Source organism: Paenibacillus antarcticus (assembly GCF_001637225.1).
In the GTDB taxonomy this organism is placed as follows: domain Bacteria; phylum Bacillota; class Bacilli; order Paenibacillales; family Paenibacillaceae; genus Paenibacillus_AQ; species Paenibacillus_AQ antarcticus.
Window position 1 is genome coordinate 122572 of sequence record NZ_LVJI01000007.1, and the last position, 22983, is coordinate 145554.

Consider the following 22983-nt stretch of genomic DNA (forward strand, 5'->3'; position numbering starts at 1 on the left):
AATTCAAAATAAAAAAAGAGACTGTCGATAGCCATTTTCATGACTTTCAAAGACAGACTCCGTTTAACACCATCATCAAACACCCTACTTAGTTCCTTAAATGGTTATCTTAATCGTAACCATATCCTTGTCATACTGAAAATAAATATCACCCTTATATATATCAACCGTTCTTTTAATAATCATTAATCCATTGCCACTTAGTTCATCAGTATTTTTCTTTGTTGTATAGCCATATAGAAATAGGCTCTTTTGTTCTTTAGCTGTAAGATATGCTGTGTTCTCCACAGCAAATACATATTTCTCTCCAACTATTTTACAGATGACACGGATCTGTTTAGGCTGGTCGCCCATATAAGCTGCCGTTGCTTCAATCGCATTATCCAATAGATTAGAGTAAATTCTAGCTAAGTCCATAGACTCCAACTTACTATATTCATGCTCATTCGTCTCAAAGTACATAGGTATCCCTTTAGATTGGGCAAATTCCCACTTACTTTGAAATATAACCATGAGAATTGGATTTTTGATACGTAATGACATTTCTACCATTTTGGATTCAATCGCAAGCTGTTTTAGATAATCCTTCGCTTTATCATGCAACCCCATGTCCATTAGTCCGCTTAGAACCTGTAGATGATTGATCATATCATGCCTACTTGATTTAACGGCATCAGTTACTCTTCTAAGCTCTGAGATATACATTTTTTCTGATTCTTTCAAATCCTGTTTCAAACGTAATTTATACCACTGGTATAAGCTGAACGCAACAAGTAATAATACAATAGCGAATAGAATATCAATGACAAAGATAAAGAGATTACTCTTAAGTACTTGCTCACTTACTTGCTTTAACTCCTTAACACCAACATCAATAGCGACAACACCAAGTAAACTTCCATCATTACCGTACAATGGTACTCCAACCGATAAGTAAGAACCGTTATATTTGTCTTTTATAATATTTGTATAATAGCTCTGTCCACTTTTAGCCTGCCTTACTTGAGCCGCAGGAACTGTACAAGGATCTGCTATGGGGAAATCATTCTTATTTGAAGGAACTGCTGAAACCATGACTTTAGATATATCTGAATGATCAAGCATTAACACATAAACATATAAAGCGTTGATTCGTTTGTGATATTCTTCTAAATACTGTTTTATTTGTAGGCGATTCTCATCATCTTGTTTAGTCGCTAGAAACTTCTGATAAACATCTGTATCTAAGCCTACTGCAATATCTTTTGCTATTTCTATATACTGCTTAGCAAGCGTGGTTTGCGCCGATTTACCAATCGAATAATAAGATATCAACAGTTTGACGCTCATAAGCGCGCTTAGTACAATACATGAAACAACAATGAAATAAACAATTCTCTTTTTTGAATATAAACTGTTAAATCTCATATACTCAGTCCTTTTGTCCTATGTCTTATGACTTATGCCCTTAGACTATTATAATCGGAATAATGAACTAAATTAATTAGATTCTTACCACATGTATATATTTCCTTCTTTTGAAGCGGGTTAACAATCCAGATTCACGTGAGGCACGATAACTAGAACAGCCGCACTGCAATGACATATTGTCAAAGAAGTGCGGCATGTTCTTAATGCAACGTTGTGATCAATCCTTGTTCTCTCATAAGTAAAGATTAAGATTATTCCGGCTAATCATCTACTGCAGTGGATTGTTGTTCTTGACTGTTTTGTTAGCTACCAACGTTATAAGTAGAGCCAGAACTAGTGCAACCACCATCGCAATAGTAAATCCAATCCAGTTATTAGATAACCATGGCCCCATAAATGATGGAACATAAGCGGTGCCTCGAACGTTAAATACGCCCACAAGTCCTCCTCCTACACCAGAAGCAACAATCGCCCCTGCAAAGACCATTTTATTAGAGAACATGAATGGGTAGGCTGCCTCAACGAATGTTCCGAATCCCATATTAATTAAGAAACCTGGTGTAGCTACCGCCGCTTCACCTCGATCTCTAGGAGCAATGATGTTCGCTAATGTAATACCCGCTGATACCATTACCAAACCAACCATATCAATAGCACCTAAGAAGCTATTTCCCGTCTTCTCCATCTCAAGGAGCACGATGGGTAGTATGGCAGCATGATATACGCCTCCCAGAATAGCTGGCCAGATCAAGAGACCCGCTATAACACCCGCTATAATAGGATTAAACGATATCGCCATGTTAATGATATCCTTGATGAATTCACCCAACTGTAGTGCAAAAGGAGCGATCAAGAAATACATAATAAGCCCTGATATGAGTCCTGCTAGACCGCCGGCAACAATATTTACCGTTGTCATTGGGAAACGCCACTGCACACATTTTACGAACAGGTATTGAACAAGCAGTCCAGCCCCGATACCACCAATAATCCCACCTATGATTCCCCCTTGAATAGACAGTGCCCCTGCAATAACACCCGCAACAATGGACACTTCATCCAAATCGGAAATTTGCTTAGCTGCAATGACCGCTAGCACAACTGGCAAGGCTTTTAGCATGATATCAAATACTTCACTTAATCCTTTAAATGTAGGAATTTGACTGATCGCAAGCACAATAGCCATCGCAATGAACCCAGGTAAGGACGATTGCATAATCCCTTTGAGATTGATATTCTTCCAAGGCTTGCTGGATGCTGAAGCTTGTGAGGATGGTGAAGATCCTAGAATAGGGTAATATTTCATGCCCCAATATTTACACAACGATTGGATAAAGGATACCGCTCTTGTACGGTTCGTGGTTCCTGTCGTCCCAGATGCCGCAATCACATTTGCACCTTTGGAACTAATCAGAGCCATGGATGTTCCACCTGTACCTACAAGGGGTATTCCTTTCTCTACAGCCGCTTTAATGGTTTGTTTATTCGCATCATTAGGATCGGCACTCATGGCAATCACGCCATCAATGAGACCTGAATGGATAAGGTTCGCGATTTCGGCATCTACAGCTGCTGCTGCATGGTTCATATCTTTCAATAATCCCTCGGAAAGCTTACTAAGGCGATTCTCCTCTGAATTCCATACATATAAATCTGCTGTCGTACTCTCTTTTGCGATGTCCATCGATTCCCCTGCTGCAATAAATTGCACCATGCCAATCTCTAGACCTGCGCTCTTACTTTGTGTAACGATTTCTCCAATTAACTTCTCAGGGTCTTTCCCCCCAAGATTAAATAAATTACCACCGCTGCTACCTATAATTGCTATACGTTTCATTTCTCTACCCCTCATTTGGTTACTTATGCACTTTCTCGCTTTAGCTAATCACCGTATTCCCTCATTATACTGACGTTGCTCTGAATAACAATAGATATGACTAAAAAAAGTGAAGTTCATTTTGCAACGATTGGTCGGTTGTAGCATGCAAAAAAACTCGATCATCTTGGTCAGAGATGATCGAGCCTATGACAACAGCAAGACGAAATTTACTCGTCCCACTTGATCCACATTTACATATAATTACTTTGTATATAAAGTAATATCATAATGATAATATATCAAATGAGTACGATTTGTCTTTGATGAAGATCGTGAATGAAAGGACAACTCAATGCGACAGAACTCGGATCAACAACATATACAAACGGTGCTTGATTTCATTTTAGTCTTAAGTGACACGATGACTCGACAGAAGCAGTTATTCGAAGATGAAACAGCATGTTCGCCCGAGGAGACTAACGTCATCCGAATTCTTTCTCAGAATGGCCCACTCATGGTCAAGGAAATCGGTCAAGCCTTGCCAGGAATGAACTTCAGTAAGCTTACTCGTATACTCGACAGCCTAGAGAAAAAGGGTCATGTCATACGTACCCTTAATCAGAAGGATCTTCGTAGTTTCCTTTTAGCACCAACGGAGAAGAGCAAACAGCTCCTCTGCAAATTCATGGGTGATATTGGAGAAGTTGCGCAACATATGCTTTCATCATTGACGCCTACCGAACGCCTCATGTTAGATCAATTATTCGGTAAAATGCAGATTAATTTACGTGATATTACCTCATTATAGAATGTGAACGTCAGACCATACCCTCCTAATTAGAGGGTATTTTCATCCTATAATAGTACCGAAGTGATCACATTTATGATGATAGGTTAGATTTCGCTGCAAATAAATGTTTCACTAATTCACGGTTTTTTTCTTTAAAGACGTCATTATGTGAAGAGACCATTCCATGACCATAAGCTTCTGGCATAATATATTGCTTCGCTTTATTCACAGCATTTGCTGCATCTTGAAATGCCCCTGCGATTAAATGGAGTTTCCCTTCGTGATTCAAAATATCTCCTGCAGCATAGATCCCAGGCACAGATGTTTCACTCATGGGACTACCCGCAATACTGTATTCATTTGCCATTTCAATATTTAATCCACTATTGGATGTCAACTCTTTATCACGTTCGTAGCCATGATTTATGATCACTTCATCAACAGACAGTTCAATCTTATTTCCATTCTCACCGCTAAGTAATTCCACTTTCTCAATAGTCTCGTGGTCACTTGCGGCAATGAGCTTTTCAATCGATGTATTCAATAAACATACAACAGAACTATTGAATAGCCGCGTAACTTCTGCCTCATGTCCCTTCAACATGTCTTTCCGATAGGTCAAATAGACTTTTTTCGCAATCGGTTCCAATTCATTTGCCCAGTCAACAGCAGTGTTGCCACCTCCGGAAATCAATACAGTCTTCCCTTTAAAGCGTGCGAGAGATTTCACTGTATAATGCAAATTGGAAACCTCAAAACGTTCAGCGCCTTCGATTTCTAGTTTTGTTGGATTCAAAATGCCCCCGCCAACAGCTAAAATAACTGTTTTGGAGAAATGTTTGCGGTTTGTAGATGTTTGGATAACAAAGTTTCCATCTTCATCTTTGTTAATTGACGTCACTTTTTCACCTAATACCACCTCGGGCTCAAAAGTTGTCCCTTGCTGAACCATTTGTTCAATCAGTTGTTCTCCAGTAGTGGGTAGGAGTCCCCCTATATCCCAAATCATTTTCTCTGGATAGACATGCACTTTTCCTCCTAAAAAAGGTTGAAATTCAATAATTTTTGTTTTCATTTCCCTTAAACCACTATAGAAGGCAGAAAAAAGTCCTGCTGGGCCACCACCAATAATTGTTACATCATACAGCTGTTCTGAATTCATTATGAATGCTCCTTTATATTTAATTAGGATGGAATGAAAGAAAAGATCCTCCCCCTACCATAAAGTTGGTGTGAGGAGTATCATTTCTATTTGTCGAGACTGGTGAGCCAAGTCGTAAGTTCTTCAATTTGAGCAAGGACGGCCACACATAGATATGTCCATTCTTAACTGCTGGAATGCTCCCCCAAATTGGGTCCTTCTGGAAGTCTTCAATCGTTCGATTATTCGAAGTCATAATAATATAATCGCCGGCGTATTTCTCTACCATTTCCTCTGAGAGTTCTGCCCATTGCTTCTCCATAATTTCATTGGCAACTACGCTTGGAGGCTTACGTCCAAGCGCCTGGTATATCGGTTGACCACCACGACCAAAATTATTGCCGTATACCCAAGTCGACTTACCACCATCCTCCATAATGGAAAAACTAGCATCAGTAGCAATAGCAGTATCAACCTTGGCCTTCGCCTCGGCAATACGCTTGTCGTATTGGAGTAGCCAAGTCTTCGCTTCTTCTTCCTTATCAAGTAGCTTACCGAAATAGGTTAGCTCCTCATGAACGTCTTTCAAATCGCCATAAGGAATAACAATAGTGGGCGCGATTTTGCTTAATGCCTCGTAGTTGTCTCCATTATTAGTAATAATGAGATCTGGGTTTAGAGCAAGTACGTTTTCGATAGATGGTTTTCCGTATGTTCCGATATCCGAAACCCCGACGAGTTTATCTTTGAAATAATAGTTTTTAATGCTCAGTCCTGGTGCTCCAACCGGAATAACACCCAATGGAATCAGACTTCCCAGGTACTCCTCTGCAACAATACGTTGCGGTTTAACAGGAATCTCAATATCACCTTTTATTGTGGTAACAGTTTTCACTGCACTGCTCGTGTCAGTACTTGAGTTCTCTTCTGTTTTCGGTTTCTCAGCCGCTTCGCTATTTGGAGCTGTCTTTGTCTCTGTCGCTCCGCAACCGGAAAGGACTAATACAATCAATAGAAACAATATTGGAAGAACTAACCCTAATTTCTGTGACCTATGGTGTTTTTCTCTTGAATACAACTTGAATCCCCCTTAAACAATAATGATAATCATTATCAATATTGTTATTGTAAGGTATACTGACAATCATGTCTATGCACTACAATGATCTGGCTCCCTCAATTTTGTAATGTTAGCAACCTCATTAGCTCATGTAACTGTCCCTGAGAGGATAGGGGGTCATAACCATAGAACAAATCTGGCTTGTCAATTATATACACCTGATTTTTTTTGACAGCCTCCATTTCCAGCCATGGCTCAGACCTAAACAGACGATTCATCCTCTTCTTTGCCGCTAAATTTGAAGGTAACCCAGTAATAAAGATATGATCCGCTGGGTAGTCTACGATAGCCTCGATCTCCTCCTCCACATATCCCCATCTATCCATGTCACGCTTAAGCAGAGAGACTGGTGGACGAAAGCCGATATCATCATACAAGATTTGACTCCCTCTACCGTAGCTGCTGTTAATGCAGTAAGCAGAGCTAGTACCAATCTCCCACACGACAGCAGTCCCCCGTTCGCAAAGGCGCTGATCAAGTGTCTGATTATAGGCCCCAACCATTCCTCTACATGCCTTTGTCTTTCTACAATGTCCGCAATGAGGCGGAATTGCTCTCGCCAGCTTATGTTCATGAAAGATAGGCCAAGCACAGGAGCCAACGGAAGCAGTAGATGATTCCCTTTTGCCGTATTATAGTCAATAATTACGTCAGGATGAGCGGCAGCAACGGTCTCATAGAAAGAGGAGGCGCTTCCTTCATATTCGTAGAGTTTTTGCACGGGGTTCACGTCCTTCACACTTTCTATCCAGGCAGAGTACACCCCCAGTTCCGGGGTGATACCTAAGGCCAATAAGCATGCGGTATGATTACTATTAAGAGCAACCACTCGTTTTTGCTTATGATGATAAGCGGTAGGAGATAAGCCGACTAACTGCTTAAATTTCCGACTTAAATATGTACCTTCTTTATAGCCCACTTCTTGTGCCAAGTTCTCTAACTTTGGCATATTGAATAACAACCTATTCTGGGAGGTCCGAATCCGTAACATAGCTAGATAAGCACTGAAGGTTTGACCTGTATGCATGCGAAATGCACGGGAGAAATGCTCTGGGCTCACCTGCGCAAATCTGGCCATCTGCTCGCGCGTCACATCCTCATGAAAATGTGTGTCTATGTAATGTAGTACTTGTTCCATCCACGAGCCTGCATGCTGAAGTTGCCTTTCAATTTCATCAGATAGCTCTGACAGTAGCTCAACAAATAACTGTTGGAGATGAAACGGCTTACTGTTGGCTAGATTTCTAGAGACTCTTTCTAACTCTGCCGCCAGCCATATGATATTTAATGAACAGTCCCAAAGAGGTTCAGGATACTTTAATTCATTCGGTTCTGTACCATCACTTGTTAAACAACGATACCTGATCAAAATTCCCTCGAACCTTGTATGCAATTTAGGAGACAACTTTAATTCATTGGAATTATGCCAAAGTACTACACAACCACGTGATAACGCATATTGCTGTTCGTTAAGCGTGAGTAAGCTGTTACCATTTGAAACAACAAGAAGACAAGGAAACGATGCCATTTCTTCATCCATTAAGGTTTCTTCCCAATTCGATATACTAACAGGTAAATAGTAGGTATTAGAAAGTGGGTTACGATCTTTGGATAGCCTATCTTCATCTTCCATCACCATGTTCCTCCTCTCGAGTGTAATCGGTTCATTCTAATATCGAGTTCCTTAAGATATCCAATCTGGCTTCGTCGTTTCGATGCCTTGTTCATCTTTGAAAATAATACATATGAACAAGGAAAACCGGAATGCACTTAACATCCCGTCTTCTCCCTTATCCCTCCACTTCCTAGACTCCAAATTGCGCTTGGTGAAGTCTGTTATAGGCTCCTTCTGCAGCTAATAACTCATGGTGACTTCCTTGCTCGACGATCCCATCCTCCGTTACTACGACAATGCGATCCGCATTTTTAATCGTTGCTAAACGATGTGCAATGACAAGTGTAGTTCGCCCTTCTGATAATTCAGTTAATGCCTGTTGAATCGCAACCTCTGTTTCTGTATCCAGTGCAGATGTTGCTTCATCTAAGATCAGAATAGATGGATTTTTAAGGAACATTCGAGCAATGGATAGCCGTTGTTTTTGTCCACCAGACAGTTTGACGCCTCGCTCACCAATCAATGTATCCATTCCTTCAGATTGGGACATGATGACTTCCTCCAACTGCGCTCTTCTAGCAGCTTCCCATATGTGCTCTTCCGAAGCATCTAACTTGCCATAAGCGATATTCTCCCGAATCGTCCCATCAAATAGGAAGACATCCTGTTGGACAATTCCTATCTGAGAGCGAAGGGATTCAAGTGTCATTTGTCGGGTCTCAATCCCATCGATCATTATAGATCCGCTGTTCACATCATAGAAGCGAGGTAACAAACTACAGATCGTTGTTTTACCAGCGCCTGATGGTCCAACAAGTGCTACTGTTTCACCTGCCTGAATCGTTAAAGTAATATTTACTAACACATTCTCTTTACCTTCATAACCAAACGACACATCTTGGAATTTTATATTTCCTTCTAAATGTGAGACAGCTATTGCATTGGGCGCATCCGCTACATCTGGCTCTGTCTCAAGCATCTCTACATAACGTTTGAATCCAGCAACTCCTTTGGGATACATTTCAATAACTGCATTGATTTGTTGAATCGGTCCTAAAAATACGTTCGATAGAAGAACAAAAGCAAGAAACTCTCCGTATGTCATTTGTTTATTAATAACAAACCATGTACCGCACAGCAGAACAAACAACGTGACGAATTTCATAAGAATATAACTAATCGACGAATTCCAAGCCATAATCCGGTAGGCAATCAATTTCGAATCTCGAAAACGTCCATTATTTTCATTGAATTGAGCGATTTCGTGCTCTTCATTAGCAAACGCTTGAACAACGCGCATTCCACTTACATTATTTTCTACACGCGCATTAAAATCAGCGATATCTGCAAAGAAACGTGTAAATGCTTTAGACATTTTTTTACTGAAATACAAGGAAAGACAGATAATAAGTGGCACAACAATAAAAGTAAGTATTGCTAATTGCCAATTTATTGTAAGCATGATTACAAATGCGCCTGAAAGCGTCATGATTGCGATAAATAGATCCTCAGGTCCATGATGTGCGATTTCACCAATATCCATCAAATCATTTGTCATTCTGGATACTAAATGACCTGTTTTATTATTATCAAAAAAGCGGAATGATAACTTCTGTACATGAGTAAAAAGATCTTTTCGCATATCGGATTCTATATTAATGCCTAGCTTATGTCCCCAGTAGGTGACAACATAATGGAGAGCCGAACTAATAATATATATTCCTAATAATGATGCACATCCCCATAAGATCCAACTCCAGTTCGAGCTAGGCAATAAATCATCCACTACACGATGGACAGCTAAAGGAAAGGCAAGTTCCAATAATGCTGCTATAATCGCACAGGAAAAGTCCAAGATGAATAGCCTTCGATAGGGTTTGTAGTAAGAGAAGAAACGTTTTAACAAAATGTATCGACTCCTAACCTATTTATTGAATAGTATTTTATTTCACTTCTGCTATTTCTGATATTAATAATCATTCTCATACATTGAATATAGCCTATCCCTTACTCTGAAGAAATGGACAAACGTGTATTCTTTTTTGGACAAAATGAACTTATATGATATGTGAGACTAGTCTTATTTCTGACCTTGTTTCTTAGCAACAAGCATATCAGCCCCTTCTTCCGCTTGATTTAGCACAGCAATCGGATCATATGTACGAAAGCGTTTTTCATCGAGATAGAATACATCATCTTTTTTGACTGCATCAACAGATTGCCACACGGGATCATTCTTATCTAACGAACCACCATTTGATATATCAAAAAAGATGTAGTCGCCCGCATAATCCGTTAGCACTTCGAAAGACACCTGTTTGTATGACTCCCCTTTATCGATCAACTCTTCTTTAATACGCTTGGGTGGAGTTAACTGAAGTTGTTTATAAATGGCTTGCCCGCCCTTATAAATACCATCGCCATAGAGATAAGTGTCCTTGCCAAGCATCTGCCCAATAGCCCTTACTTCTTCGTGTACATCACTATATGTTTCATAAGGAATAATAATGGTTGGAGCCATTTTGGAAAATTTCTCAAATGAACTCTTCTCAATATCCGAACTAATGATTAAATCGGGTTGTAATGCCAATATCTTCTCGAAAGAATTCTCACCGGTACTTTCAATATTAGCGTTGAGATTCTGGATATGTACATTTTCAATATCTACTTGAGTTGCACCTACGGGTTTTACATCCAATAAAAGCAACGTTGGCAAATAACTATCTACCACAATTCTTTTAGCATTTGCTGGAATTACAATATCTCCGTTAACCGTTTTTACTGTTCGAGTCTGGGGTTATTCACTTACAACCTCTTCTACTTTCCCTTCTTCGCTGCTTTTGTTACTTTCAGAAGATTGGGCTCCCTTACTACCACAAGCGGTAATCATTATTGCTAACATAACCAATAGCAGACCAAAGATAAAAGATATATTTTTAAACATTAAAATTCCTCCTCGTTAATTGAAAATAATTAATATTATTATTTATTGAACTTGTTATCTATATAGATTGAACTAAAGCTCACACTCACAAGTTCAATCCATTCTAGAGAATCATGAATATGGGGGTTCGTCTTTAGTTCAATCTATCTTACTAATCTTTCAAGCGCGACAGCAGGTAAAGAAAGTATGGTGCGCCTATCACTGCCACGACAATTCCAGCTGGAATCTCTGATGGCTGTAAGATCCACCGACCCAGTGTATCCGCAATAAGAACTAATAGTCCTCCGGACAGTGCAGCCGCTGGGATCAAAAATTGATGCCTCGATCCAACTAACTGGCGTGCCAAATGGGGACCAATCAGTCCTACAAAACCGATTCCACCACTTATGGACACACTTGCTCCTGCTAGTCCAACAGCTGCAGCAAGTAATACACGCCGCTCTTTCTCAATCGATGCGCCTAGTCCTGTAGCCGTTATATCACCTAAATTAAACACATTCAATACACGTGCTTTGGAGAATACGAATGGAATGAGTACGAGTGTCCATGGTAATAAGGCAAGGACAAATTTCCAATTCGATCCCCAAATACTACCCGCTAACCAAGTAGCAAGAAATTGATAATTCTCCGGACTGAGTCGAAGTGTTAACACAATCATGATTGAACTAATCCCAGCTGCTACTGCTACACCCGTAAGGATCAACCTCATTGGCGAAATTCCTTCATTACGTTTATAAGCTAACGAATAAATAATAATCGCTGTTATACCTGCACCAGAGAATGCCAATACCGGCAGGAAAAAGACAGGGACGGATGTAGTCGTTGGAAAAAAGGATATGTATAACATAACAGCGAGACCTGCCCCTGCGTTAATGCCCAATATTCCGGGATCAGCCAACGCATTACGAGATATTCCTTGCAAAACACAACCAGATACTGCAAGTCCCATTCCTACTAATACTGAAATAACAATCCGTGGTAATCGAAATTCAAATAAAATAAGGTGTTGCTTCTCTGTGCCATAGCCAAATAGCGTTCGAATGACTTCAAGCGGCGTTAACTTAATAAATCCCGTATTCATACTGATAACGAAAGTAATGACAATAAGCAGCGCAAGAATACCGATGATAACAAGGTTTCGAGTCTTTGCCTGATGTTGATCTTTGGAGACAAATACGATTTCCTTCACAGCTCCCTACCTCCTCTTCGTGCAAGATACAAGAAGAATGGGACCCCAATTAAAGCAATCAACGCTCCAATAGGCGTCTCATATGGAGGATTAATCATTCTAGCTGCGAGATCAGCCAACACGACCAAAAGCGCACCAATTACGATAGAGCAAGGAATAATCCAGCGATAATCGTGACCGATAATTAGACGGGTAAGGTGAGGTACAATCAAGCCTACAAAACCAACCGCACCAACAACCGAAACAGCAGATCCAGCCAACACGAGAACGATGAGCATCCCAAACACTTTAATGGTCTTTGTTTTTTGACCAAGCCCAATCGCCACTTCATCTCCAAGACTCAATAAGGTGATAGACTTAGAAATAATGATTGCACCTATCATTGCAATAATGATCCATGGGGCCATCACTTGAAGATTAATCCATTTTGTACCAGACACACCCCCGGCATACCAGAAAGCTAGATCCTGACCAATCCGAAAATAAAGAGCGATTCCTTCGCTAAGCGCACCCAATAATGCGCTTACCGCTGCCCCAGCAAGTACAAGACGCATAGGTGTCAAACCACCACGTGACAGCGAACCGATTCCATAAACAATTGCAGCACCTAATCCAGCACCCAAAAAGGAATACATAATCAGATACATAATTGGTAACCCTGGAAAAAAAGCGAAACATAGTGCTAGCATAAAAGCTGCACCCGCATTAAGACCCAATAGACCCGAATCTGCCAGTGGATTCCTTGTCATCCCTTGCATAAGCGCACCCGCCACAGCAAAACATGAGCCTACCATCGCAGCTCCAAGAACACGTGGCATACGTATTTCTCGAATAATTTGATGAGGTGTTAAATCAGGATTGAAATGAAACACAGCTGTCCACACCGTTGCTAACTCAATGTCCGCAGCCCCAAATGAAATGGACATTGCAATGGAAACAAGTAATGCAAAAATGCCTCCAAATAAAATTATAATTGCCATAATAGGTCGGGATTGCTTGTTTGTTTCTGTTAACGCTTCTATTTCGGCAGAAACTTCTGCTCGAGTAGACATACACTTCCTCCTTCTTACTAAACTTTCTGTTATCTTACGATTAAGAAAGTAAATTATCTGTTTTTCTGAAATAATTGATAGGATAGACATATCGGATTATTACTAAATGGACAGGTTGCCATGCTGGCATCTATATTAAATACATTTTGTAAATTTGGACAAGTCATTACTTCATCCGGCGTCCCCTCTATCATCAATGTGCCATCCTTCATAGCAATCATATAATCAGAGAAGCGTGAGGCGTGATTCAAGTCGTGAAGCACCATGACAATGGTCCGACCTTCCTCCTCCTTTAGTCGTTGTAAAAGGAGTAAGATATCCAGTTGATGCGCTAAGTCCAAATAGGTAGTCGGTTCATCAAGAATAAGTATTTCAGTGCCTTGTGCGAGCGCCATTGCAATCCACACACGCTGTCTTTGCCCACCAGATAAGGCTTCAATCGGACGATCCTTAAACTCATTTAATCCAGTTACATCAAGCGCCCAATAGATAAATTTATAATCTTCTTTTTTTAATGAGCCGAACCCCTTCTGATGCGGAAAGCGACCATAAGATACGAGTTCAAAAACAGTTAATCCCTCGGGTGCCGATGCCGTTTGTGGCAAAATCGCCATCCTCTTTGCAACTTCTTTCGTTTCTAACTGATGGATGGCACGTCCGTCGAGGTAGACCGCACCACTTTTCGTTTTCAACACACGTGAAATAGCTTTCAGTAAAGTCGATTTCCCACAACCATTCGGACCAATGATAGTCGTTATTTTATTTTCAGGGATAGAAACCGTTAAATCATTGATAATAAGCTTGTTTAAATACCCGGTTGCTATTCGATCTACATTAAGAACCCCCATTTTTCATTATCCTCCCTTTTTTATATCAAGCTCACTCGATTTACGAGTTCGTCGGCTATAGAAATTCCACTTACAAAACAAGTGAATTAACATATATTTCAATTCTAAATGAAAATGATTATCATTCACAATAAGTATCATAGTAAAGTACTTCATTATTAATTGTCAACAAGAATAGAAGGGACGCATTTTGCCGAATATTATCATATTGATAGTATATTGAATTAATAAAAACGGGTTTTAAATGATATCCCGAATGAAAATGATTAGAATAAATATCTACTTATAGATGAAACAACCTGTTCTAACAATGAGTCTAACGTCATCCACATCTCTCCTCTGAATGGCGCAGTAATGGTCAAGGAAATCCCCCAGACCTTTACAGTAATGAATTTAAGTAAGTTACCCCATAAACTGAATAGCCTAGTGAAACAGGTTACTTCTTACATATCCTTTGTTAGATGGTCTGTCTAGCTTTCAATTTATCTTGATACTACCTCCTTATAAGACGATAATATCGGAATACGCTCTCCTACAAAGACCATGTTCCATAAATTTTAATAGTACCGAAATGATAATTTATGGTATGGATAGTTGTGGAAAAATAAAATAAAGGCACTTATATTTGAGTACAGGGTATAGCAAAAGGCCACTTACACGTAGTGGCCTTTTGCTGTGCAGTATCCTATTTTAGAACCGAATCAAACCTACAATTTTCTCACGGGATAACATACCTCAGTAACCCAGTTATTCGGATTCTGCTCCATTGATGGCCCAACATGATAGATGTTAAACATTGAACCATCAGATTCATAATTATGATCTGAAATCCAATTCGCTAACGAGACATTGACTTCACTAAGTAAAGCATAACTCCCCGTAAGCATGGCCGAAGCAACTGTGATCGGAGCAACCTTTTTGAAACGGACATGTTCCGTATCCTTATAGCTTCCAGTGACGGATAGCTGGATTTCAATATCCACGTCGCTGTCTTTATACCCTTCATCGTGAAATACAGCTATACTGTAGCATGGATTGGCAAATTGTAGACTATCTCCTACTTCCTTCTCTAAGCGTGACCACAGCTCACCCTCTTGATCATATGCAGGAATAACATCTCTAAGACTTGCAACATATCTCTGCGGTATTTCTTTTAAAATAACATCGTAGTTCATATTTCCACAATCCTTTCCCAATCTGAGAATAGTGTTCTGGAGGAGCGCCAGTTTCTTCTGCAATACTTCCTCCTCCTCTTTCATTTGTGCGTGTTGAATCACGAGATACTTCCGTAGACTCTCCTCATCGTCATATGCTTTGAGCATCTGCCCAATCGTAGGAATGCCAAACCCCATGCCCTTAAGAACCTGAATTCTGTTAGCAACCATTAATTGTGCCGCATGGTAATAGCGATAGCCTGTGAAATCATCCGTATGATCTGGAATAAGCAGACCTACATCATGATAATGTCGTAGCATCCGGATACTAATTCTCGACAGTTTTGAGAAATCACCTATTCTAAACATAGTTATCCTTTCTACCGGTAAATTGTGAGCTCATATATAGAATGAAGTATGACACAGTGATAGAGTCAAGAAATAATATAAAAATCACCTACCCCTATGCAGAATGGGAAGTTTTAAACATTATTTGGAGCTTAGAACCATGCTGAGTTGAACTACAGTTATATCTCTAATCGTGGTACTATAAACTCATTGCAGAAATGGATAAATTTTATAGGATAGTGTGGAATTGTAACTTAATATTGTTAATATTGTTGTGACACTAACGCAAGTGGCGTTTACATGGAGGAATCGAAAATGATTCAGAAGAATAAATTGATGTTATGGATTTCATTGGGTGCTGTATTGTTAAGCTTAGTTATTCATATCCTAGGGAGCTTATTTCATCTATTTCCTAAACATCTAGCTACAATGACAATGGAACATACTCATTCAGGCCATTACTTATACCTGCTTAACACCCTGTTGTTCATACCCATCATTTTAATGATTTTCTGCGTCTACTTATATGCTCGAAAACAAAAAGATCATCCGTTCATCCCCTTAATTACCGCCGTATTATGGACTTTCAGTATTATTTCAATTATAGCTTCTTTATGGTGAACCATCTTATCTAAGTTAAGAAAATCATTTATAAACACACAAAAAAGGCACTCGATCCCATGGATTGAGTGCCTTCTCTTATATCCTTCTCCTCTGACAGAAGGATTATAGTGAACTACCGCTGCTCTTACCTAACCAACGACTTTCTCTTGTTTAGGTTGCTCAGCCGGTCTACTTCTTTTGATAAAGAAGGCAAGGATTAAGGCAACAGCCGCTACAAAAGCAGATACTAAGAACGCATCGTTGATTCCTTCTATAGTAGCTTGCGAAATGATCTGTTGTTTCATTTCTGCAGCAACGCTTTCTGAAGGTTGTGTCGTTAGTTTACTCATCGCCGCTTCCCCAATGGCTTTCGCATGTGTTGCAGTGCGCGTGGACATGATGGTAACCAGTAACGCACCTCCAATAGCCCCTGATACTTGTGAAATGGTACTATTCATGGCTGTACCATGTGGTGTATATTTGGCCGGAATGGAATTCAAGCCATTCGTCATGACTGGCATCATAACCATAGATATACCGAACATTCTTACGGAATACAACGTCATCAATGTCATGTATTCTGTAGTAATCGTCAATTCACTGAAGAAGTACGTTGTAATGATCACGATCGCTAAACCTAAGATCGATAATACTCTTGCTCCAAATTTATCAAATATTTTACCTGTGATTGGAGACATTACGCCCATAATTAATGCTCCAGGTAACATAAGTAATCCTGAATCGAGCGGTGAGATTTGTCTAATACTTTGTAGGTAAATCGGCATTAACATCATGGCAGAGAACATCGCCATATTCAATGTAACTGAAATCGCTGATGATAAGGCGAACATAGGATATTTATACACTCTGAAATCGAGCATTGGTTGTTTCAATTTGAATTGACGTGTAATGAATAGAACCAATGCAATTGCTCCAATAATGAGGGTAGAGTATACTACCGGTGAATCCCATCCTTTATTCCCAGCAGAACTGAACCCGTATAAAATCCCACCAAATCCGATAGCGGATAAGATAATGGAAAGAACATCTAACTTAATCTCAACTTTTTCTTTCTTATCATGCAGTTTAAATAAAGCTAATATGAACACCAATATTGCAATTGGTGAGATGATATGGAATAGTACTGGCCAGCGATAGTGCTGAATAATCCATCCCGATAGTGTAGGTCCGATGGCCGGTGCAAAGATCATTACTAACCCGAACATCCCCATGGCAGATCCACGTTTCTCAGGTGGAAATGTCGTAAATAATACGTTCATCAATAATGGCATCATGATTGCTGCCCCTGAGGCTTGAATCATTCTAGCCGTCAACAGAATAGGAAAGCTCGGTGCAAATCCACCAATTAGTGTACCTATTGCAAATAATCCAATCGCAATTAAGAACAGCCGTCTAGCCGTATATTTTTGAATTAAAAAGGCAGTTGACGGTATCATAACACCATTAACTAACATATACCCCGTCATTAACCACTGTACTGTTGAAGCACTCACATCGAATTCTTTCATGAGAGATGGCAAGGCTATATTAAGCAGTGTATTGCTTAGCAATGCAACGAATGCACCAATCATAAGAATGGCTAAAACGCCATATGACGCTTTACTTTTAGTTTGTTGTTCTTTCATTATGTTATCTTCTCCCATTGTTTCTAGATTCGTAACCTCCTATAATTGTGTTCACGACCAACAAATAATACCATTAGTTCAATTTTGGACTCGAGTTACAGTGAGATATATGATACACTTTTATTTCCTCTTTTACAAGGTGGAAGAACTTTAAGCATTATCATGCCCATTCGCATTTGATTTTACAATCCTTCGGATTCCATTGTAATAGAAGTGGAAATAAGCTAGTCTAATCTAGAATATGAGTCCAGTTAAAGGGGCATAGCGATGAATAAGCGAAAAGAACATGTTGTTCATAAAGCGCATGAATTATTTATTGAAAAAGGATATCATGCAACATCTATTCAGGATATTTTGAATCATAGCGGAATTTCAAAAGGTTCTTTCTATAATTACTTTCCTTCCAAAGGCGAGCTCTTTAAAGCTATATTCACGTCCATTCACAGCCAGGTTAAAGAAGACCGAGATGCCTTGCTTATTGGGGAGGATCTTGATGATATACATATATTTACCCAGCAAATTTATCTCACGATGGAATCCAATCGAAAAAATAAAATGTTGCAACTTATAGAGGATGCTATCGTCTCAAATGATCCAGATTTGATCCTATTTATTAAACAATCCAGATTTTTATTCTTAAACTGGGTACACGATCGCTTCATTAACATATTCCCTGAGGATAGGAAACCTTATTTGTTGGATTGTGCCATACTATTTGCAGCACTTCTGCCAAATATTCATCAAACAAGTCATGCTATGAATGAACCCATTTCCCTAAAACAGATTATCGATTATTGTATGGCATGTATAACAACGATTCTAGAAGATGTAAGTGCAAAGGGACTCCAACTCTTCTCACCGGATAAATTACATACTCTGTTGCCAAATTCAGACTACAATGATTTTTTTAATAATGAATTTTCTTATGCAACACTCAGTTTGAAAAAAGTTATTGAAAAAGTCTTCACAGCAAATAACCTTAACCAGGCTAGCTATCTTAAGTTGTTACTCTTCATCCAAGAGGAAATCATGAATCATAAAGAACCACGGGTTTTCTTAATTGAAAGTGCCTTGTTATCTTTGAAAACGTGCCCTCATATTAATGAAACGAAAGAATTCGAACATTACCAGACGATATTATGTAAGATGATTTAATGAACCTAGCTAACCACGCCATATCATAGCGTGGTTTTTTGGGTATATTATGATGCTATTGTCGGCGGTACCGGTAACATTTGCCGGGGTTTACTGCTAACTTAATCGTATTTCCGAATAGATCATATGGTTTTGCGCTCTTATCTAGCGCTAAGCAAGATATCACCCTTCCACATTTCTATTCAAACAGGATTTCCCTCCAATTACGCAGTAATACGATGATTTCAAAAGAATTATAAAGACGAAGCCACTCCGTATAAATAATTGGAGTGGCTTCATGAATATATACAAAGATTGACAGGTGCGATATTCAGTACTACTCTATACTAATTGATAACGATGAAGCACAAAGGAGCACTCATATTGTCTGAGAATCACGAATATTCAGAATCCTACCAAGATTGGAGTCGCGATAGTCTACAGGCTGACTGCGAGAACTGTTTCGGCTTGTGTTGTGCCGCACTGCCCTTCGCAGCCTCGGTAGACTTCGCAATCGACAAAGATGCAGGTCAACCCTGCCACAACCTGCAACCCGACTTTCGCTGCGGTATTCACACAACCCTCAGGCAGCAGGGCTTTCGAGGTTGCACTGTATTTGACTGCTTCGGAGCAGGGCAAAAGGTTTCCCAAGTTACTTATGGCGGACAAGACTGGCGACAAGCGCCAGGAACCGCGAAGCAGATGTTCGAAGTGTTATCGATCATGCGGCAACTCCATGAGTTACTCTGGTACTTAAGCGAAGCCATGACGTTGCAAGCAGCCCGGTCGATTCATAGTGAGGTAATCACCGCGTTTGAGGAGACGGAACGCCTCACTCAACTCAGTCCCAATAGTCTAGTAGAGCTAGACATGCTAGCACACCGAGCAGTTATCAATGCACTACTTCTACGGACCAGCGAACTTGTTCGGGCAGAGACAGAGCACAAGAAAAAAAACGCCCCAAGGCGTCAGAAAAATCCCGGCCGAGGAGCTGATCTCATCGGGGCCAATCTCAAAGGAGCTAATCTCAGAGCCGCCAACTTGAGAGGTGCCTACTTAATTGCCACGGACCTCAGAGGCGCGGACCTCAGATACGCGGACCTCATCGGTGCTGATTTCAGAGACGCTAATATCAGCGGTGCCGACCTTACTGGGAGTATCTTTCTCACACAATTCCAGGTCAACGGGGCGAAGGGCGATGACGATACAAAATTGCCCCCATCGATCACTCGCCCAATGCATTGGTCAGCAGTATAAAGCCAATTACGTTATAAGACTGAAGGAAAATGTCCCCTACCTATTTGAGGTTTACTCTCAAATAGGTAGGGGACAATTTTAAGTTATCTATGCTTTGATTTACTATACTTTGTATTACTATGCTTAATACTTTGGATACACACGACAGTATGGTTTTTATGATGCAAACATAATTGAAACATACATTAAAAATTGACCTAGCTCACTATTTCTCATTAAGAGTAAGTGTTTGGGTAATACCTTGATACACTGGCTTCCTATCTTTGAAGTACTGATCAATCGTCCAGAAAATAACCTGCGTAAAATGTTTTGGATGATCAACCAGCGTAATCAAATATCCAACTTTGACCTTATTGACTTCGCCAGTAACCTCAAATTCGAGAGCATCTCTTTCGTCAACTTTAATCTTGATAGGATCACTAATCTTCAGGTTCTTCAATGCACCACCATTCTCTTGACCATCCACTATCAATTTATGATAATCTTCCAATTTTCCAAAGTTTTCCTTTCCTTCGGATATGACGCCCACATAATCCTCCGTCACTATTCTGGAGGCCTGAATATCCGCATCCGGCATCAGATTCGTTTGTTCAACCCAATTAGTAGGGAGGTTGATGGCCACCAGACCACTCTTGCTTTTTATTTCTGAAGTCGTGCCTTGATCCGGTTTAATGGCCGGTGATAAGCTTAAGCTGTCATCTTCCTTCAGAACCTGAAATGACTGAATAATCTGCAGAAATTCGTCCTTATGGTTAGAAAATTTAGCCTCAGAGGACCAACTAATAATTTGGTAAAAACGATTATTTTTTTCAATTAACGCTACCAAATAATGAACCTTACTCATATTAACCACACCCGTAAATTCTACCAAGCGTGCTGAAGCATCGTCGATCTCAATATCTTTCGTGCTCAGTATTTCCATTTCCTTTACAGTAACTTTTGTATTTTCTTTAAATATATTTACAAAATCATCCAAAGTTGCACCTTCGGAGAAATCACTTTTTTGATTCGCAATAACCATGGCATATTTCAACTTTGATTCGTTAGCGCTGGCGATGATAGCAATATCGTTCAATTCCTTGCTTTCTTTCCAATCCGTCGGAAAGGTTAATTGGACATCTTCATTAGCGTTTTTAATCACCGTTCCTTTAAGTTCCGGTGTTTTGCTATCATTTGTTGTGTTGTTAGATTGTTGTTGATCAGGACTAACTTGTGTAGTAGACACTTCCCCTTCTTTTCCAGCGCATCCAGATAGAACTCCTGTTACCACGATGGCTGTGAGTAGAATTAACTTAAGTCGCATGTTACTCGTCATTGTGTTCTCCTCTTCCTGTTGTTGATTAATATTTCGCAAAATTAAAGTTAACATTTACCATTACCCCATAGAAATTATTTCCAATCACAATTGCAGTGTTGATTAGATGTATCGAATCAAATAATAAGGCACCCTCTTAATGATGAGGGTGCCTTATTATTTGACTCGAATTCCATCAAGCTGAAAACCCAGCTTATGCAACTTACTTGTTCCCGCAAACACCATAAAAAGAACATATGGACCATTTGTTCGAGGAAAATGTCCATATCTCGGCTTCAGTTGGCCTTTCAAGTATTGTTTCATACGACGGACATGGATGCTCAAATTTCAAGCCTGATATCGTCAATTGTGGGAAGCAATATACCAACAGAGCCAATGACTTCAACTTCACCTAAAACAACCAAATGAGTGTGGATGTACTCATTAGTGTCTTATCTAAAATACTCTGCGAGCCGTCACGAACCGGTTCATCCACTTGTCATCTAACGTTTCATAATGAACGCCGAGTTCCTTCGAATACGTATGTAAAACCCGATTGTTGCCTACATAGATAGCCACATGGCCTATGTCGAGACCCCGTGCACTGAAGAACAACAAGTCACCTTTACGCAAATCGTTAATCTCAACTTTCTTGCCCTCTTTGGCTTGGTTATAAGAGACACGCGGGAGATCGATCGACAGCTTGTCCTTAAAGAGACGACTGACAAAAGAAGAACAGTCAAATGTTAGCGTCTGATCTGTAGCAGCACCAAATTCATACGGTCTATTCAAGAACTTCTCTCCGTAAGCGATCAACTCGTCCGCTTGTCGATCAGCGAGTGACGCACTCGTATAATCGCTGTATTTAGGCTTCGCCGAAATATATCCAGTCTTATTGTCACGGGTTCGAATTTCTAACCACATCGCACTAACTTCTTGGATAACATGTACCTTCTCACCTACAGGTAGCATTTCTCGGATGATAGAATCATTCGTGGAATTAGGCTGACTTCGCAGATTGACCCCATAGAGAATCTTTGTATCGAATGCAACTTTAGTAGAAGAGAATATTCGGATGCTCCGAGTGTTGGCATCCCACTTCACTGTATTACCGAGAGCTTCGCTCACAAAACGTAGCGGCATCATCGTATAACCATCACTCAGTTGGCCGGGAACGTTCAAGCTTAGCGATTGTCCATTCTTATAGGCTGTTCGCTCTCCAATACGGTAGGTTATCACCATATCTCCCTTGGTCGCCTTAACTGTTTGGGTATCTTTATTCCAAGTAACTTTAGCTCCCTGATCTTCAAATAACTGCCGCATCGGAACGAGCACTGTATCGTTTATGAGCACCGGTTGGACTTCAAGCTGAAGCTTGCGGTCATCTAAATAAATGTCCGTAACTGGCGTCTGCGGCAACGTGTCCGCATGAGCTGGGGCTGAATACGCAATAGCTGTAAGTAGTAGAAGTAGCATTGCGCCCTTTTTTATCGTCATGTTGTCATCACCTCGTTGTTTGATAAGTTCATCTATTGGTACGACAACGAGGTTGATTAGTTCTGTTTCAATTATTGACTATTATGTAAATAAGCAAGATGAAGTTACACTTGAACTTGATT

Annotated in this window: 18 protein-coding genes and 1 pseudogene; 3 read left to right on the forward strand and 16 right to left on the reverse strand. The window is 40.0% G+C overall.

The window, feature by feature from the left end:
• Positions 1-96: 96 nt before the first annotated feature.
• Complete coding sequence (locus tag PBAT_RS06310) at positions 97-1329, reverse strand: GHKL domain-containing protein (protein ID WP_248912411.1); 1233 nt, start codon at positions 1327-1329, stop codon at positions 97-99.
• 349 nt (positions 1330-1678) lie between these two features.
• Positions 1679-3247, reverse strand: a complete 1569-nt coding sequence (locus PBAT_RS06315) for a PTS sugar transporter (RefSeq protein WP_068647666.1) — start codon at positions 3245-3247, stop codon at positions 1679-1681.
• 334 nt (positions 3248-3581) lie between these two features.
• Here PBAT_RS06315 and PBAT_RS06320 point away from each other — a divergent pair, with 334 nt between their 5' ends.
• Entirely contained in the window at positions 3582-4037 is a 456-nt protein-coding gene (locus tag PBAT_RS06320) for a MarR family winged helix-turn-helix transcriptional regulator (RefSeq protein ID WP_068647669.1), read from the forward strand.
• 73 nt (positions 4038-4110) lie between these two features.
• Here the strand turns inward: PBAT_RS06320 and PBAT_RS06325 are convergent, their stop codons facing one another.
• From PBAT_RS06325 to PBAT_RS06375, 12 genes and pseudogenes are all read right to left on the reverse strand, one after another.
• Entirely contained in the window at positions 4111-5181 is a 1071-nt protein-coding gene (locus PBAT_RS06325; protein ID WP_068647671.1) for an NAD(P)/FAD-dependent oxidoreductase, read from the reverse strand.
• A 19-nt stretch (positions 5182-5200) separates the two neighbouring features.
• On the reverse strand, positions 5201-6238 hold the full coding sequence (locus tag PBAT_RS06330; protein WP_084402862.1) for an ABC transporter substrate-binding protein: 1038 nt from the start codon (positions 6236-6238) through the stop codon (positions 5201-5203).
• Positions 6239-6336: 98 nt separating this feature from the next.
• Positions 6337-6783: an ABC transporter substrate-binding protein gene (locus PBAT_RS26200; RefSeq protein ID WP_276326531.1), complete on the reverse strand. Its 447-nt coding sequence runs from the start codon at positions 6781-6783 to the stop codon at positions 6337-6339.
• A 56-nt stretch (positions 6784-6839) separates the two neighbouring features.
• Positions 6840-7919: pseudogene (locus PBAT_RS26300) on the reverse strand (helix-turn-helix domain-containing protein); the annotation flags it as partial.
• 166 nt (positions 7920-8085) lie between these two features.
• Positions 8086-9801 carry an ABC transporter ATP-binding protein gene (locus tag PBAT_RS06340; RefSeq protein ID WP_068647674.1) on the reverse strand — a complete coding sequence of 572 codons (1716 nt, stop codon included), beginning with the start codon at positions 9799-9801 and terminating at the stop codon, positions 8086-8088.
• Between the two features lie 174 nt (positions 9802-9975).
• Positions 9976-10626 (reverse strand): ABC transporter substrate-binding protein, encoded by a 651-nt coding sequence (locus PBAT_RS06345; RefSeq protein ID WP_248912412.1) that lies wholly within the window; start codon positions 10624-10626, stop codon positions 9976-9978.
• Between the two features lie 66 nt (positions 10627-10692).
• Positions 10693-10839 carry a hypothetical protein gene (locus PBAT_RS25900; protein ID WP_246168331.1) on the reverse strand — a complete coding sequence of 49 codons (147 nt, stop codon included), beginning with the start codon at positions 10837-10839 and terminating at the stop codon, positions 10693-10695.
• A 151-nt stretch (positions 10840-10990) separates the two neighbouring features.
• Complete coding sequence (locus PBAT_RS06350; protein WP_068648085.1) at positions 10991-12019, reverse strand: FecCD family ABC transporter permease; 1029 nt, start codon at positions 12017-12019, stop codon at positions 10991-10993.
• Between the two features lie 5 nt (positions 12020-12024).
• Entirely contained in the window at positions 12025-13080 is a 1056-nt protein-coding gene (locus PBAT_RS06355; protein ID WP_068647677.1) for a FecCD family ABC transporter permease, read from the reverse strand.
• A gap of 53 nt (positions 13081-13133) precedes the next feature.
• Positions 13134-13928 (reverse strand): ABC transporter ATP-binding protein, encoded by a 795-nt coding sequence (locus PBAT_RS06360; RefSeq protein ID WP_068647679.1) that lies wholly within the window; start codon positions 13926-13928, stop codon positions 13134-13136.
• A 707-nt stretch (positions 13929-14635) separates the two neighbouring features.
• The gene (locus tag PBAT_RS06365; RefSeq protein ID WP_068647682.1) at positions 14636-15451 is read right to left on the reverse strand and encodes a MerR family transcriptional regulator; all 816 of its coding nucleotides are present in this window, start codon (positions 15449-15451) and stop codon (positions 14636-14638) included.
• Positions 15452-16182: 731 nt separating this feature from the next.
• Positions 16183-17679: a DHA2 family efflux MFS transporter permease subunit gene (locus PBAT_RS06375; protein WP_068648087.1), complete on the reverse strand. Its 1497-nt coding sequence runs from the start codon at positions 17677-17679 to the stop codon at positions 16183-16185.
• Positions 17680-17946: 267 nt separating this feature from the next.
• Here PBAT_RS06375 and PBAT_RS06380 point away from each other — a divergent pair, with 267 nt between their 5' ends.
• The gene (locus tag PBAT_RS06380) at positions 17947-18834 is read left to right on the forward strand and encodes a TetR/AcrR family transcriptional regulator (protein WP_068647687.1); all 888 of its coding nucleotides are present in this window, start codon (positions 17947-17949) and stop codon (positions 18832-18834) included.
• A gap of 363 nt (positions 18835-19197) precedes the next feature.
• On the forward strand, positions 19198-20070 hold the full coding sequence (locus PBAT_RS06385; RefSeq protein ID WP_068647689.1) for a pentapeptide repeat-containing protein: 873 nt from the start codon (positions 19198-19200) through the stop codon (positions 20068-20070).
• Between the two features lie 205 nt (positions 20071-20275).
• On the opposite strand, the gene PBAT_RS06390 is transcribed toward PBAT_RS06385, so the two are convergent.
• A complete protein-coding gene (locus tag PBAT_RS06390; RefSeq protein WP_068647691.1) occupies positions 20276-21439 on the reverse strand; it encodes a PsbP-related protein in 1164 nt (387 codons plus the stop codon).
• Between the two features lie 381 nt (positions 21440-21820).
• A complete protein-coding gene (locus PBAT_RS06395) occupies positions 21821-22861 on the reverse strand; it encodes a stalk domain-containing protein (RefSeq protein ID WP_068647694.1) in 1041 nt (346 codons plus the stop codon).
• Between the last annotated feature and the right edge of the window lie 122 nt (positions 22862-22983).